The organism is Cupriavidus sp. BIS7 (assembly GCF_000292345.1).
GTDB lineage: Bacteria > Pseudomonadota > Gammaproteobacteria > Burkholderiales > Burkholderiaceae > Cupriavidus.
In genome coordinates this window covers 1-12,743 of record NZ_ALOU01000061.1, presented here as the reverse complement: position 1 = coordinate 12,743, position 12,743 = coordinate 1, and the positions used below count along the sequence as shown (strand labels likewise).

Below are 12,743 nucleotides of genomic sequence, written 5' to 3'. Positions count from 1 at the left end.
GCTGGCGAGGACCATACGCACTATTACCTAATGCTGCGATGCCGCAATCCTTCTGCTACAATTCGGGAAAACCCCATAAGGGTTATCCCTGAAAGGAAGGACGTCATGAACACCTACTCCGATATCAAGCTGACCGATCAACTCGAACGTGACCTGATCGAGCGCGAGCTCGGTGCCCAAAGCATGGGCTTTGGCAACGACGTGAAGCGCGTGATTGCCAAGATCCAGCACGTTTTCACCCGCCTGCAGGCGGAAGCGCGCAAGGCCAAGGTGACCTACGCGAATGGCTGAGAAGCCGGTAGTTGAGCTGTAATTAGCATGACGATGCGGCGCATTGGCGCCGCGTTGAAGTGAAAAGCCGACCCGCCATATGCTCTGGAAGCGTATGGCGGGTCGGCTTTTTTGTGCTCGATTCAGCGTGTGACGTCGATGCTGTCCACGCGATCGGGATAGAAAGCAAGAAATCCTGCGATGGCGGAGACGGCCGCATAGGGCGTTTCGTAGGTCCAGACGCCATTCTCGGCACGTGGGCCTGCGGCGGGAATGCTGTAGTAGGCGGCATCCCCTTTGTACGGGCAGTAGCTTGCGTGTGATGTACGAGACAGTTGCTGCATGTCGACATCCTCGCGCGGGATGTACTGAACAGCGGGATAGGACGCTTCCTGGAGCGTCAGTGCGCGTCGGGAATCGGCAATTACTTTACCGCCAGCGGTCACAATCACACGTCCGCCTTGCGGCGTGATCGTGATCGGGTGGTCAGGTCCGGGAATCTTGACGGGTTTGTCTGGCATGGGACCTCGTCTGAATGGCTGCGGAAAAGAAGGCGCGGCAAAAGTGCCGCGCCCTGCGCCGACATCGACATGCGGACGAACTACAAGTCTTGCAGGTCGGCGCCAACATGAAAAAACCGCCACGGAGGGTGACGTGAGGCCGGAAGGGAGAGAGCCTTGGCCTCCGTGAACACCATAGCAAGCCGCTTCATTCCAGAAAAGCGCACGCGCGGAACACACTTTTCGGGCGAGTAAAACAATAGCCCCACGCCGGGACTGGCGTGGGGCTATTGGTTGGCCTGTTTCGATAGATCGGAAGGTGCTTGAGTTCTTAAGGGGCGTTGGATTGCTCTTCGATCCAGAGCGACAGCCGAACCTTGTAGGCCTGCTGGATGTGGCGCCGGGCAATCTGCTCGGCTTGGCCAGGGTCACGCGCTTCCAGCGCCTGGACCAGGGCCATGTGTTCTTCATATGAGCCGCGCGCACGGCCCGGCACGGCCAGTGTCGATCGCCCCAGTAGCGCCATCGATTCATGCAGCGAGCGCAGCGTCTTGAGCAGATAGCGATTGTGAGCGCAGCGGTGCAGCGTTTCGTGGAACAGCCTGTTGTTCATCGCCAGCTTGTCGGGATCTTCGGCAAACGACAAGTCGCGTTCGACGATATCGCGCAACAGGGAGATTTCGACGTCGGTGGCGTGGCGCGCGGCAAGCGCGGCTGCGGTGGATTCGAGCACCTCGCGCATGACGTAGAGCTCGCTGACCATGCTGGCATCGAGCCGCGTCACCATCATCCCGCGATTGGGTTCGTTGACGACCAGCCCTTCCGATTCCAGCCGCGAAAGCGCTTCACGCACCGGTGTACGCGAGAGGCCGAGCGATTCCGCAAGCTCGACTTCTCGCAGACGCGTGCCTGGCGGCAACTGGCCGGCCTGGATGGCGGCCCGCAACTGTTGATAGGCGCGCTCGGAGCGGGGCAGCGAGGCGCTTTGATCGCCGTCGGCGCCGGCGGCGAGGTCCGTAGGGAACATGGAATCGTGAAGTGGGGATGACAACAAGACAGCCATCATACCCGGTAGGCCACATTCATCACCAGTGCATCGGCGGCTAGTGCCCCGGTGGCGCGGCGCCGGCCGCATGGGTCCGGCGCCGGCGAGCCAGCATGTTGAGCCCCTCCACCGCGCAGGAGAACGCCATCGCCGTATAGATATAGCCCTTGGGCACGTGGGTTCCTAGCCCGTCGGCGATCAGTGTCATGCCAATCATGATCAGGAAGGCCAGGGCCAGCATGACGATGGTTGGATTTCGGTTGATGAAGTTGGCCAGCGGCGTGGCTGCCACCAGCATGACGGTCACGGCAGCGATCACCGCCACGAACATGATGGGCACGTGCTCGGTCATGCCAACTGCGGTGATGATGCTGTCGATCGAAAAGACCAGGTCCAGCACCAGGATCTGGCCGATGGCTGCCGCGAAGCCCAGGGCTGCCGCCTGCCCGGCCGATTCCGCCTTTTCTTCCTCCGTCTCGGGCGTCACGTGGTGGTGAATCTCGCGTGTGGCCTTCCATACGAGAAAGGCGCCGCCGGCGATCAGGATGATGTCGCGCCAGGAAACCCCTCTGCCGAACAGCGTGATGACCGGCTCGGTCAGCGCCACGATGACGGCGATCGTGGCCAGCAGGCCCAGCCGCATCAGCAGTGCCAGGCCGATCCCGATGCGGCGTGCCTTCTCGCGAATGTCCTCGTGAAGCTTGTTGGTCAGGATCGAGATGAAGATCAGGTTGTCGATGCCAAGCACAACCTCCATGGCCACCAGAGTGGCGAGGGCGGCCCAGGCGGCCGGATCGCGCGCCAGTGCGAGCAGCGTTTCCATGCGAACTCCTTTAGGGGGTGGGCTTGGGGCCGCTGGCCCGGAGCGGACGACACGTACATGGTAGCGCACAGCTTGCACCGGGCGAAGCCGTCACAGTAAAGATCCGGGTTGTCGAATCGCGATTGTGAAATATAGTATGTGATATATCAAAAAACATCGCACCGAATCACCCAACGATCGAGGAGACAACCGATGAAGATCTGTATCTATGGCGCAGGCGCCATTGGCGGCTATATGGGAGCGCAACTGGCGCTTGCGGGCGCGGAGGTCAGCTTTATTGCGCGCGGGCCACACTTGGCCGCCATGCAGGCCACTGGCGTGCGACTGCAAATCGAGGGAGAGGAACGCGTTGCCAGGGTTCGCTGCACGAGCGACCCGCGCGACCTTGGCCCCCAGGACTACGTGTTCGTCACACTCAAGGCGCATCAGGTGCCCGGTGTGGTGGACGCGATGCAGCCGTTGCTTGGGCCGGATACCGCCATCGTCACCGGCGTGAACGGCATCCCTTACTGGTATTTCCACGAGCATGGGGGCGAGTTCGCGGGGCGGACGCTGGAAAGCGTTGACCCTGGCGCACGGCAGTGGCAAGGATTCGGGCCCGAGCGGGCGATTGGATGCGTGCTGTACCCAGCCGCGGAGATTGTTGCACCCGGGGTGATCAAACATGTCTATGGCAAGAAATTTCCGATTGGCGAGCCAAATGGCACGCGCTCGGAACGCGTGACGCGCCTGGCCGAGATGATGGCCCGGGCGGACATGGACGCCCCGGTGCGAGACAACATCCGCGACGAGATCTGGCTCAAGCTTTGGGGCAACCTGTGCTTCAACCCGATCAGTGCGCTGACCCATGCCACACTGGACATCATTACGGCGGACCCTGCCACGCGTGCGCTATCACGCCAGATGATGCTGGAAGCCAAGGACATCGCCGAGAGTTTTGGCGTGCACTTTCGGGTCGATGTGGAACGCCGCATCGACGGGGCCGGTGCGGTTGGCGCGCACAAGACATCGATGCTGCAGGACCTGGAAGCGGGCAGGGCGATGGAGATCGACCCACTGCTGACCGTGGTGCAGGAAATGGGCCGTATGATCGGGCAGCCGACGCCGATGATCGATGCGGTGCTGGGCCTGATCAAGCAGCGCGACCGCATGGCGCAGGTAGCGCCTTCCGGTGCGGTGCCGATGGCGAAGGCGGCCTGAGCCGGGTGGGGCCGGGTGGGCCGGTTGAGCCGGTTGAAGCCCGGCGGCCATCGGCAATGTGGTGATAGTGATATACCATATACAAAAGGTCGGACTCGCCCCTTTTCAGACCGGACTGCGCCCGAAGCCGGGCGATTGATGAGCGGGGCGCATGGTGTCATGCCAAACTTGATGACATGCGCCTCGCGCCATTCCGGTCCAGTCGGGGTGAGTGCCGCAGTCGGCCATATGGGTCGGCTGCGGCACCGGCCATCACCGGCCATATACGAGTGCACTCATGTCTGCCCAAAGCCAAACCGATGTCCAGCCGCCCGCCGGCGTGACCCTGTCGCTGCAACCGATCAACGCGGGCGCGAGCCTGCGCGATCAGGCCTATGCCATGTTGCGCCAGGCGATTGCCGACGCCGATATCTATCAGTCGCGTGAAGAGGTGCGCCTTGACGAGCGTGTCCTGTCCGAAGCGCTCGGCGTGAGCCGCACGCCGATCCGCGAAGCGATGACATTGCTGGAGCAGGAAGGCTTCCTGCGTACGGTGCCGCGCCGTGGCATCTATATCACGCGCAAGACCAAGCGCGAGATCGTCGAGATGATTCAGGTCTGGGCTGCGCTGGAAAGCATGGCGGCACGCCTGGCCACACTGCACGCCAGCGACGAGGATATCGGCAAGCTGCGGCACATGTTCGACAGCTTCCGCGATGCCACGCCCGCCGAGCATATCGAGGAGTATTCCGACGCCAATATCGTCTTTCACCAGGCGATCGTGCAGTTGTCGCAGTCGCAGATCATCATGGATTCGATCAAGAACATCTTCGTCCATGTGCGCGCGATCCGGAAGATGACGATCTCACAGAGCGACCGTGCCGCGCGTTCGATTGTCGATCACCTGCGCATTATCGAAGCGCTGGAGAAGCGCGACACCGAACTTGCCGAGCGCCTGGTGCGCCAGCACTCGCTGGATCTGGCGGACTACGTCGAGAAGCACTGCGATTTTCTGGATTGAGAAGGGGCTTTCTGGCTCCCCTCTCCCACGCGTGGGAGAGGGGAGAACACCACCCATCTACCGCATCGCTGCGGCCATCGTCTTTCCGAGCTCGGCCGGTGACGCAGCCACATGAATCCCCGCCTCGCGCATGGCCTCGATCTTTGCCTCGGCAGTGCCTGCGCCGCCCGAGATGATCGCGCCCGCATGGCCCATGCGGCGGCCCGGAGGAGCCGTGGTGCCGGCAATGAAGCCCACCACGGGTTTGTGCGTGCGGGCATCGCGCAGGAACTGTGCGGCTTCTTCTTCTGCCGAGCCGCCAATCTCGCCGATCATGATGATGCCTTCGGTCTGATCATCGGCCAGGAACATTTCGAGGCAATCGATAAAGTCGGTGCCATTGACGGGGTCGCCGCCGATGCCGATACAGGTCGATTGCCCCAGCCCCGCCGCTGTGGTTTGCGCCACGGCCTCATAGGTCAGCGTGCCCGAGCGCGAAACCACGCCGATCCGGCCTGGCTTGTGGATGTGTCCCGGCATGATGCCAATCTTGCACTGGCCAGGCGTGATGACACCGGGGCAGTTGGGCCCGACAAGGCGGCTGGACGATCCAGTCAGCGCACGTTTGACGCGCACCATGTCGATCACGGGAATGCCCTCGGTGATGCAGACGATCAGTCCGATGCCGGCATCCACCGCCTCGAGAATCGCGTCGGCCGCAAACGGCGGGGGGACGTAGATGACGGAGGCATCGGCGCCAGTGGCATGCGCGGCGGCGGCCACGGTATCGAACACGGGCAGCCCGAGATGCGTCTCGCCACCCTTGCCCGGAGTGACGCCGCCAACCATCCGGGTGCCATAGGCCAGTGCCTGCTCGGAGTGAAAGGTGCCTTGCGCGCCGGTGAATCCCTGGCAGATCACGCGCGTTTGTTGGTCGATCAGTACGGCCATTTCACTTTCCTCCCTTCTTCTGATTTGCGCGGACGGCGGCAACGACCTTTTCGGCCGCATCGGCCAGGTGACTGGCGGACACGATCGGCAACCCCGAATCGCGCAGGATGGTCTTGCCGAGATCGACGTTCGTGCCTTCAAGCCGTACCACCAGTGGCACGGTCAGGTCGACTTCGCGAGCGGCAGCGACCACGCCTTCGGCAATCACGTCGCAGCGCATGATGCCGCCGAAGATATTGACCAGAATGCCTTCGACCTTGGGGTCTGCCAGGATCAGCCGGAAGGCTGCCGTGACACGCTCCCGCGTGGCGCCGCCGCCAACATCGAGAAAGTTGGCCGGCTCGCCGCCGTAGAGCTTGATGATGTCCATCGTGGCCATCGCCAGCCCGGCGCCGTTGACCATGCAGCCGATATTGCCGTCCAGCCGCACGTAGTTGAGCGCGTGCTTTGCGGCTTCGTTCTCGGCCGGGTCCTCTTCGCTTTCATCGCGCATCGCTTCGACATCGGGATGCCGGAAGAGGGCGTTGTCGTCGAAGCTGAATTTCGCGTCCAGCGCCATCACGTCACCGCTGCCGGTAACCACGAGCGGGTTGATCTCGACAATCGACGCATCGAGTTCCGTAAAGGCGCGGTAGGCCGACAGGATGAAACGGGTGGCCGCGCCGATCTGCTTGCCGGTCAGGCCAAGTCCAAATGCCAGGCGCCTGGCGTGAAAAGGCTGGATGCCGCTGGCAGGGTCAATGGCCACCTTGAGGATCTTCTCGGGCGTGCGCGCGGCGACTTCCTCGATTTCCATGCCGCCTTCCGTCGAGGCCATGATCGTGATGCGGGACGTGGCGCGGTCAATCAGCATGCCAAGGTAAAGCTCGCGCGCGATGTCGCAGCCTTCCTCGATATACAGGCGCCGCACCTCGCGCCCGGCCGGGCCGGTCTGCTTGGTGACCAGCGTGGCGCCGAGCATCTGTGCCGCGTTGGTGCGCACGTCGTCGATCGATTTCACCACGCGTACGCCACCCTTGCCCGATGTGTCTCCAGCGAAGCGGCCTGCGCCGCGTCCGCCCGCGTGGATTTGCGATTTCACCACCCAGATCGGCCCGCCCAGATTTCGGGCGGCCTGTGCGGCCTCTTCCGGCGTAAATGCCACGCAGCCGTGCGGCACGGCCACGTCATGACGCCGCAGCAGCTCCTTGGCTTGATATTCGTGAATGTTCACGGGTCTCCTCTCTTGTCTGTCGCCGGGGCGCAGGGCGGGGCTCGCCTGTCCGATTCCACTCGGCGTGAAATATGGTATGTGATATATCAATGCAAAAAGCAAGATGGATTTAGTGCCAGGAGCGGGGCAGAGGGCGCCCAACCCGCCTCAATGCGTTTCAGAACGAAATAGCATCAATGCCTTGGCATTGATCGCAAAGCCACATTTTTCGCGGGTTTACGCCGAGTCATGCGAGCCCGCTTGCTGCGCTGCGTCGTAGAAAGTCCCCGCAATCACGTAATTTGTTCTTGTTGTTTGGTGATATATCACATACCGTATGTCATCAAGATCGACCGCATTTGAAGCGCAACGATCTGCGATCCGACGATCAAGTCAACGAGGAGACAAAGACATGTCTGCAGTCGTATCCACCCGGCCCGAATCCACCACGGCCGAAGACACGCTGAAGCAAAAGTCCCGCGAAGCGGGTGTCGTATCCGGCGGCCATCTGGTGGCGCGCGCACTCAAGAACGAGGGGGTGGACACGATCTTCACGCTCTGTGGCGGACACATCATCGACATCTATGACGGCTGTGTGGACGAAGGAATCCGCATCATCGACGTGCGCCACGAACAGGTGGCAGCCCACGCGGCGGACGGCTATGCGCGTCAGACCGGCAAGCTCGGCTGCGTGGTGACCACGGCTGGCCCGGGCTGCACGAATGCGGTCACCGGTGTAGCCACGGCGTTCCGTTCAGAAAGCCCGATCATCCACATCGGCGGCCAGGGCGCGCTGTCCCAGCACAAGATGGGATCGCTGCAAGACCTGCCGCATGTGGACATGATGGCGCCGATCACGAAGTTCGCAGCCACCATCCCCAGCACGGAGCGCGTGGCCGACATGATCTCGATGGCCGCACGCGAGTGCTTCAACGGCGCGCCGGGGCCGGCCTACCTGGAAATCCCGCGCGACGTGCTTGATCGTGAAGTCGACGCTTCGCGTGCCGTGATTCCGCGTCCGGGACACTATCGTGCGTCGACGAAATCGATCGGCGATCCACGCGACATCGAAAAACTGGCCGACATCCTCGTCAATGCCGAACGTCCGGCGATTCTCTATGGCCAGCAGGTTTGGACGGCACGCGGCCATGAAGAAGCGATCGACCTGCTGCGCGGCCTGGATATTCCCGGCTATTTCAATGGCGCCGCGCGTGGCCTGCTGCCGCCGGGAGATCCGCACCACTTCGACCGCACCCGCTCGCAGGCGTTTGCCAATGCCGACGTGCTGGTGATCGTCGGCACGCCGTTCGACTTCCGCATGGGCTACGGCAAGCGCATCAGCCGTGAAATCACGCTGGTGCAGATCGACATGGATTACCGCACCGTCGGCAAGAACCGCGAGATCGACCTTGGCCTGGTGGGCGACCCCGGCGCGATCCTCGGCGCGGTGCTGCAGGCCGCCAGCGGCCGTATCAAGAACGATAAGCGCCAGGCGCGCAGGAAGTGGATGGGTCAGTTGACGGAAGCCGAAGCGGTGGCAACGGAAAAGCTGATGCCGCTGTTCAAGTCGGAAAACAAGCCGATTCACCCGTACCGGGTGGCCTACGAGCTTAACGAGTTCCTGGCCGACAACACGATCTATATCGGTGACGGTGGCGACGTGGTCACGATCTCCGCACAGGCTGTGCGGCCGCGCCGTCCGGGCCAGTGGATGGACCCCGGCGCGCTCGGGTCTCTCGGTGTCGGCACCGGGTTTGCCATCGCCGCGGGACTGGCCAATCCGGGCAAGGAAGTGCTCTGCTACTACGGCGACGGATCGTTCGGCATGACTGCGTTCGACATGGAAACGGCCAACCGCTTTGGCGTGCCGTACCTGGCGGTGATCGGCAACAACTCCGCGATGAACCAGATCCGCTATGGCCAGCTGGCCAAGTACGGCGACGAGCGTGGCAACGTCGGCAACTTGCTGTCTGACGTGCCGTTCTCGAAGTTTGCGGAGATGCTTGGCGGATACGGCGAGGAGGTGCGCGAGCCGAGCCAGATCGCCGGCGCGCTGCAGCGTGGCCGCGAATCGATCGCGAAAACCGGCAAGTCCGCCGTCATCAACATCTGGGTGGACCCGCGCGAGTACGCGCCGGGTACCAAGAACCAGACCATGTACAAGTAAGGGCCGGTCGCCATTACGACATTGCCTCAAGAGAATCCTCAAGGAGACAACGCCATGAACAACAAGGCACTGGAAGGGGTCCGCATCCTGGACATGACCCACGTGCAGGCCGGCCCGTCGGCCACGCAGCTGATGGCCTGGCTGGGCGCCGATGTGATCAAGGTGGAGCTGCCTGGCCGCGGCGACATCACGCGCAGCCAGCTGCGCGATGTACCGAATGCCGACAGCCTCTACTTCACGATGCTGAATTCGAACAAGCGCAGCCTGACGCTGAACATGAAGACGCCCGAGGGCAAGGCGCTGCTCGAAGACCTGGTGCAGCGTTGCGACGTGCTGGTGGAGAACTTCGGGCCGGGCGTGCTGGACCGCGCCGGGTTTGACTGGGATCGTATCCAGGAACTGAACCCGCGCATGATCTATGCGTCGATCAAGGGCTTTGGCGCCGGCCCCTATGCCGATTGCAAGGCCTACGAGAACGTGGCCCAGTGCATGGGCGGTTCGGCCAGCACCACTGGCAACGAAGATGGTGTGCCGACCGTCACCGGCGCGCAGATCGGCGATTCGGGTACGGGCGTGCATTGCGTGGTCGGCATCCTGGCCGCGCTGCTGCAGCGTGAACACAGTGGCCGCGGCCAGCGTGTGGAAGTGGCGATGCAGGATTCGGTGCTGAACCTGTGCCGCGTGAAGCTGCGCGACCAGCAGCGCCTGACGGCCGGTCCGCTCAAGGAGTACCCGAACGGCGATTTCAACGACTACGTGCCGCGCGCCGGCAATGCGTCCGGCGGCGGTCAGCCGGGCGCCGCGCTGCGCTGCTCGCCGGGTGGGGCCAACGACTACGTCTACGTCATCATCCAGCCGCAGGGCTGGGAGCCACTGATGCGCCTGTGCGGCCGCGAGGACCTGATCACGCATCCGCAGTTCGCCACACCCGAAGCGCGCCTGAAGTGTCTGGCCGAGTGCTTCTCGATCGTCGAGAAGTGGACCAGGACGAAGACCAAGTTCGAGGTGATGGGTGCGCTCAATGACGTGGACGTGCCGTGCGGCCCGATCCTGTCGATGAAGGACCTGATCGAGGACGGATCGCTCTACGAGCGCGGCTACCTGGTCGAACTCGATCACCCGGAACGCGGCAAGTACGTGCAGCTCGGTTGCCCGATCGCGTTGTCGGCGTCGCCGGTGGAAGTCGAGCGCTCACCGCTGCTCGGCGAGCACACCGAAGAAATCCTTGAGTGGCTGGGCCGCACGCCGTCGCAAATCGCCGCACTCAAGACCGCCGGCGCGGTGTAACCGCCCGGCGTCTTCCTCAAGCAATTCCCCTCGAAGCCCGCAGGCCGCCCGCATTCCCGATGCGGGGCGGGCGGCCCTGTTTTTGCCTGACGCGGCGCTTCGTCACCTCTTTGCAAGCCTGATTCATGCCTGAACAGATGGAGACCTGACATGGCACATGACAAGGAAGCGGTACGCGCGATCCTCGCGGCAGTCAAGAAAGAAGGGCGCAATGCGTTGACCGCCCCCGAAGGCAAGCTCGTTTGCGATGCCTATGGCATTTCGGTGCCCGGAGAGGGCGTCGCGAAGTCGCCCACGGGCGCAGTGGAACTGGCCAGCAAGATGGGCTACCCGGTGGTGCTGAAGATCGTGTCGCCGGACATCCTGCACAAGACCGAAGCCGGCGGCGTGCTGGTGGGCCTGAATTCGGCCGCCGACGTGGAGCGTGGCTACCTGACGATCGTCGAGAACGCGAAGAAGTACAACGCCAGCGCGCAGATCGTTGGTGTGCAGGTGCAGCAGATGATCGGCGGCGGGCAGGAGGTGATCATCGGCGCGGTGACCGACCCCTCGTTCGGCAAGCTGGTGGCGTTCGGCCTGGGCGGCGTGCTGGTGGAGGTGCTCAAGGACGTGACGTTCCGCATGGCGCCCGCTTCGTATGACGATGCCCTGTCGATGCTCGATGGCATTGCGGCGGCAGACGTGCTCAAGGGTGTGCGCGGCGCCGACCCGGCCAACCGCGAGGCGCTGGCCGCGATGATCCAGCGCGTATCGGAACTGGTCAGCGATTTTCCGCAGATCTCGGAGCTTGACCTGAACCCCGTGTTCGCGAGCAAGGATGGCGCAATCGCCGCCGATGTGCGTATCGTGGTCGACTATTCCCCGCAGCCGGAGAAGTACCGTCCGAGCCAGGAAGAGATCGTGCGCCAGATGAACCGCATCATGCGCCCCGATACGGTGGCGGTGATCGGTGCATCGGCCGAGGATGGCAAGATCGGCAACTCGGTGATGAAGAACCTGATCAACGGTGGCTACCAGGGCCAGATCTTCCCGATCCACCCGAAAGCCGGCGAGATCATGGGCCGAGCCGCTTTCAAGAGCGTGCTGGACGTGCCTGGCAATATCGACGTGGCCGTGTTCGCGATCCCCGCCAAGTTCGTCGCGCAGGCGCTCGAGGAAGTCGGCAAGAAGGGCATTCCCGGCGCTGTGCTGATTCCGTCCGGCTTTGCCGAAACCGGCAATGTTGAAGGCCAGGAAGAGATCGTCGCCATCGCGCGCAAGTACAACATCCGGCTGATGGGGCCGAACATCTACGGCTTCTATTACACGCCAAAGAACCTCTGTGCCACGTTCTGCACGCCATACGACGTCAAGGGCAAGGCCGCGCTGTCGTCGCAATCGGGCGGCATCGGCATGGCAATCATCGGGTTCTCGCGCTCGGCCAAGATGGGTGTCTCGGCGATCGTCGGGCTCGGCAACAAGTCCGATATCGATGAGGACGATCTGCTGACGTTCTTCGAGCAGGACGACAACACCGAGATCATCGCCCAGCATTGCGAGGACCTGAAGGATGGCCGCTCGTTCGCGGAGGTGGCGCGCCGCGTATCGAAGAAGAAGCCGGTGGTGGTGCTGAAGGCGGGCCGCACCAGCCTGGGCGCACGCGCCGCAAGCTCGCACACGGGCGCGCTGGCCGGCAACGACAAGATCTACGAGGACGTGTTCAAGCAGGCCGGCGTGATCCGTGCGCGCTCGCTGCGCGACCTGCTCGAGTTCGCGCGCGGCATTCCCAAGCTGCCGACGCCGAAGGGCGAGAACGTGGTCATCATCACCGGCGCGGGCGGCTCGGGCGTACTGCTGTCGGACGCGTGCGTGGACAACGGTTTGTCCCTGATGACGATGCCGGATGACCTCGATGCGGCATTCCGCAAATTCATCCCACCGTTTGGCGCGGCTGGCAACCCGGTCGACATCACCGGCGGCGAGCCGCCGTCTACCTACAAGAACACGATCAAGCTGGGCCTGGAAGACCCGCGCATCCACGCGATCATCCTTGGCTACTGGCACACGATCATCACGCCGCCGATGGTGTTCGCCAAGCTTGTGGTGGAGATCAAGGAAGAGATGAAGGCGAAGGGCATCGAGAAGCCGATTGTCGCGTCGCTGGCCGGTGACGTACAGGTGGAGGAGGCGGCAGAGTACCTGTACGAGCACGGCGTGCCGGCCTATGCGTACTCGACCGAGATCCCGGTGGCGGTGCTCGGCGCGAAGTACAAGTGGGCGCGCGGGGCGGGCAAGATCTGACGCTTCTCGAACCCGCTTGGTTATCTCCCCTCTCCCGCTTGCGGGAGAG

11 protein-coding genes are annotated in these 12,743 nt (G+C 63.1%); 6 read left to right on the top strand and 5 right to left on the bottom strand.

What is annotated here, in order from left to right:
- Positions 1-105 precede the first annotated feature (105 nt).
- Positions 106-291 carry a hypothetical protein gene (locus B552_RS0120310; RefSeq protein ID WP_019450893.1) on the top strand — a complete coding sequence of 62 codons (186 nt, stop codon included), beginning with the start codon at positions 106-108 and terminating at the stop codon, positions 289-291.
- Between the two features lie 122 nt (positions 292-413).
- Here B552_RS0120310 and B552_RS0120305 read toward each other — a convergent pair whose 3' ends face one another.
- The 3 genes from B552_RS0120305 to B552_RS0120295 all read right to left on the bottom strand — a co-directional run bounded on the left by B552_RS0120305 (position 414) and on the right by B552_RS0120295 (position 2,638).
- Positions 414-791 (bottom strand): DUF427 domain-containing protein, encoded by a 378-nt coding sequence (locus B552_RS0120305; protein ID WP_019450892.1) that lies wholly within the window; start codon positions 789-791, stop codon positions 414-416.
- 310 nt (positions 792-1,101) lie between these two features.
- Complete coding sequence (locus B552_RS0120300) at positions 1,102-1,797, bottom strand: GntR family transcriptional regulator (RefSeq protein ID WP_019450891.1); 696 nt, start codon at positions 1,795-1,797, stop codon at positions 1,102-1,104.
- A gap of 76 nt (positions 1,798-1,873) precedes the next feature.
- Complete coding sequence (locus B552_RS0120295) at positions 1,874-2,638, bottom strand: TerC family protein (RefSeq protein WP_019450890.1); 765 nt, start codon at positions 2,636-2,638, stop codon at positions 1,874-1,876.
- 192 nt (positions 2,639-2,830) lie between these two features.
- On the opposite strand from B552_RS0120295, the gene B552_RS0120290 reads away from it, so the two are divergent.
- Together B552_RS0120290 and B552_RS0120285 are read left to right on the top strand one after the other, a co-directional pair.
- Positions 2,831-3,838 carry a 2-dehydropantoate 2-reductase gene (locus B552_RS0120290; RefSeq protein ID WP_019450889.1) on the top strand — a complete coding sequence of 336 codons (1,008 nt, stop codon included), beginning with the start codon at positions 2,831-2,833 and terminating at the stop codon, positions 3,836-3,838.
- Positions 3,839-4,115: 277 nt separating this feature from the next.
- Entirely contained in the window at positions 4,116-4,838 is a 723-nt protein-coding gene (locus B552_RS0120285) for a GntR family transcriptional regulator (protein WP_019450888.1), read from the top strand.
- A 57-nt stretch (positions 4,839-4,895) separates the two neighbouring features.
- Here B552_RS0120285 and sucD read toward each other — a convergent pair whose 3' ends face one another.
- A complete protein-coding gene (sucD, locus tag B552_RS0120280) occupies positions 4,896-5,768 on the bottom strand; it encodes a succinate--CoA ligase subunit alpha (RefSeq protein ID WP_019450887.1) in 873 nt (290 codons plus the stop codon).
- A gap of 1 nt (position 5,769) precedes the next feature.
- Positions 5,770-6,981: an ADP-forming succinate--CoA ligase subunit beta gene (gene sucC, locus B552_RS0120275; protein ID WP_019450886.1), complete on the bottom strand. Its 1,212-nt coding sequence runs from the start codon at positions 6,979-6,981 to the stop codon at positions 5,770-5,772.
- Between the two features lie 391 nt (positions 6,982-7,372).
- Between sucC and B552_RS0120270 the strand changes: the two genes are divergently transcribed.
- The 3 genes from B552_RS0120270 (at position 7,373) to B552_RS0120260 (ending at position 12,694) form a co-directional block, all read left to right on the top strand.
- Positions 7,373-9,127 (top strand): thiamine pyrophosphate-binding protein, encoded by a 1,755-nt coding sequence (locus tag B552_RS0120270; RefSeq protein ID WP_019450885.1) that lies wholly within the window; start codon positions 7,373-7,375, stop codon positions 9,125-9,127.
- A 54-nt stretch (positions 9,128-9,181) separates the two neighbouring features.
- A complete protein-coding gene (frc, locus tag B552_RS0120265; RefSeq protein WP_019450884.1) occupies positions 9,182-10,414 on the top strand; it encodes a formyl-CoA transferase in 1,233 nt (410 codons plus the stop codon).
- A gap of 150 nt (positions 10,415-10,564) precedes the next feature.
- The gene (locus B552_RS0120260; RefSeq protein WP_019450883.1) at positions 10,565-12,694 is read left to right on the top strand and encodes an acetate--CoA ligase family protein; all 2,130 of its coding nucleotides are present in this window, start codon (positions 10,565-10,567) and stop codon (positions 12,692-12,694) included.
- The last annotated feature ends 49 nt before the right edge of the window (positions 12,695-12,743 follow it).

What these genes read in the sequence shown, in the direction of transcription:
- B552_RS0120305 (WP_019450892.1), bottom strand. Translation starts at nt 791, where the DNA reads ATGCCAGACAAACCCGTCAAGATTCCCGGACCTGACCACCCGATCACG.
- B552_RS0120295 (WP_019450890.1), bottom strand. Translation starts at nt 2,638, where the DNA reads ATGGAAACGCTGCTCGCACTGGCGCGCGATCCGGCCGCCTGGGCCGCC.
- B552_RS0120290 (WP_019450889.1), top strand. Translation starts at nt 2,831, where the DNA reads ATGAAGATCTGTATCTATGGCGCAGGCGCCATTGGCGGCTATATGGGA.
- B552_RS0120300 (WP_019450891.1), bottom strand. Translation starts at nt 1,797, where the DNA reads ATGTTCCCTACGGACCTCGCCGCCGGCGCCGACGGCGATCAAAGCGCC.
- sucD (WP_019450887.1), bottom strand. Translation starts at nt 5,768, where the DNA reads ATGGCCGTACTGATCGACCAACAAACGCGCGTGATCTGCCAGGGATTC.
- B552_RS0120260 (WP_019450883.1), top strand. Translation starts at nt 10,565, where the DNA reads ATGGCACATGACAAGGAAGCGGTACGCGCGATCCTCGCGGCAGTCAAG.
- B552_RS0120270 (WP_019450885.1), top strand. Translation starts at nt 7,373, where the DNA reads ATGTCTGCAGTCGTATCCACCCGGCCCGAATCCACCACGGCCGAAGAC.
- frc (WP_019450884.1), top strand. Translation starts at nt 9,182, where the DNA reads ATGAACAACAAGGCACTGGAAGGGGTCCGCATCCTGGACATGACCCAC.
- B552_RS0120310 (WP_019450893.1), top strand. Translation starts at nt 106, where the DNA reads ATGAACACCTACTCCGATATCAAGCTGACCGATCAACTCGAACGTGAC.
- B552_RS0120285 (WP_019450888.1), top strand. Translation starts at nt 4,116, where the DNA reads ATGTCTGCCCAAAGCCAAACCGATGTCCAGCCGCCCGCCGGCGTGACC.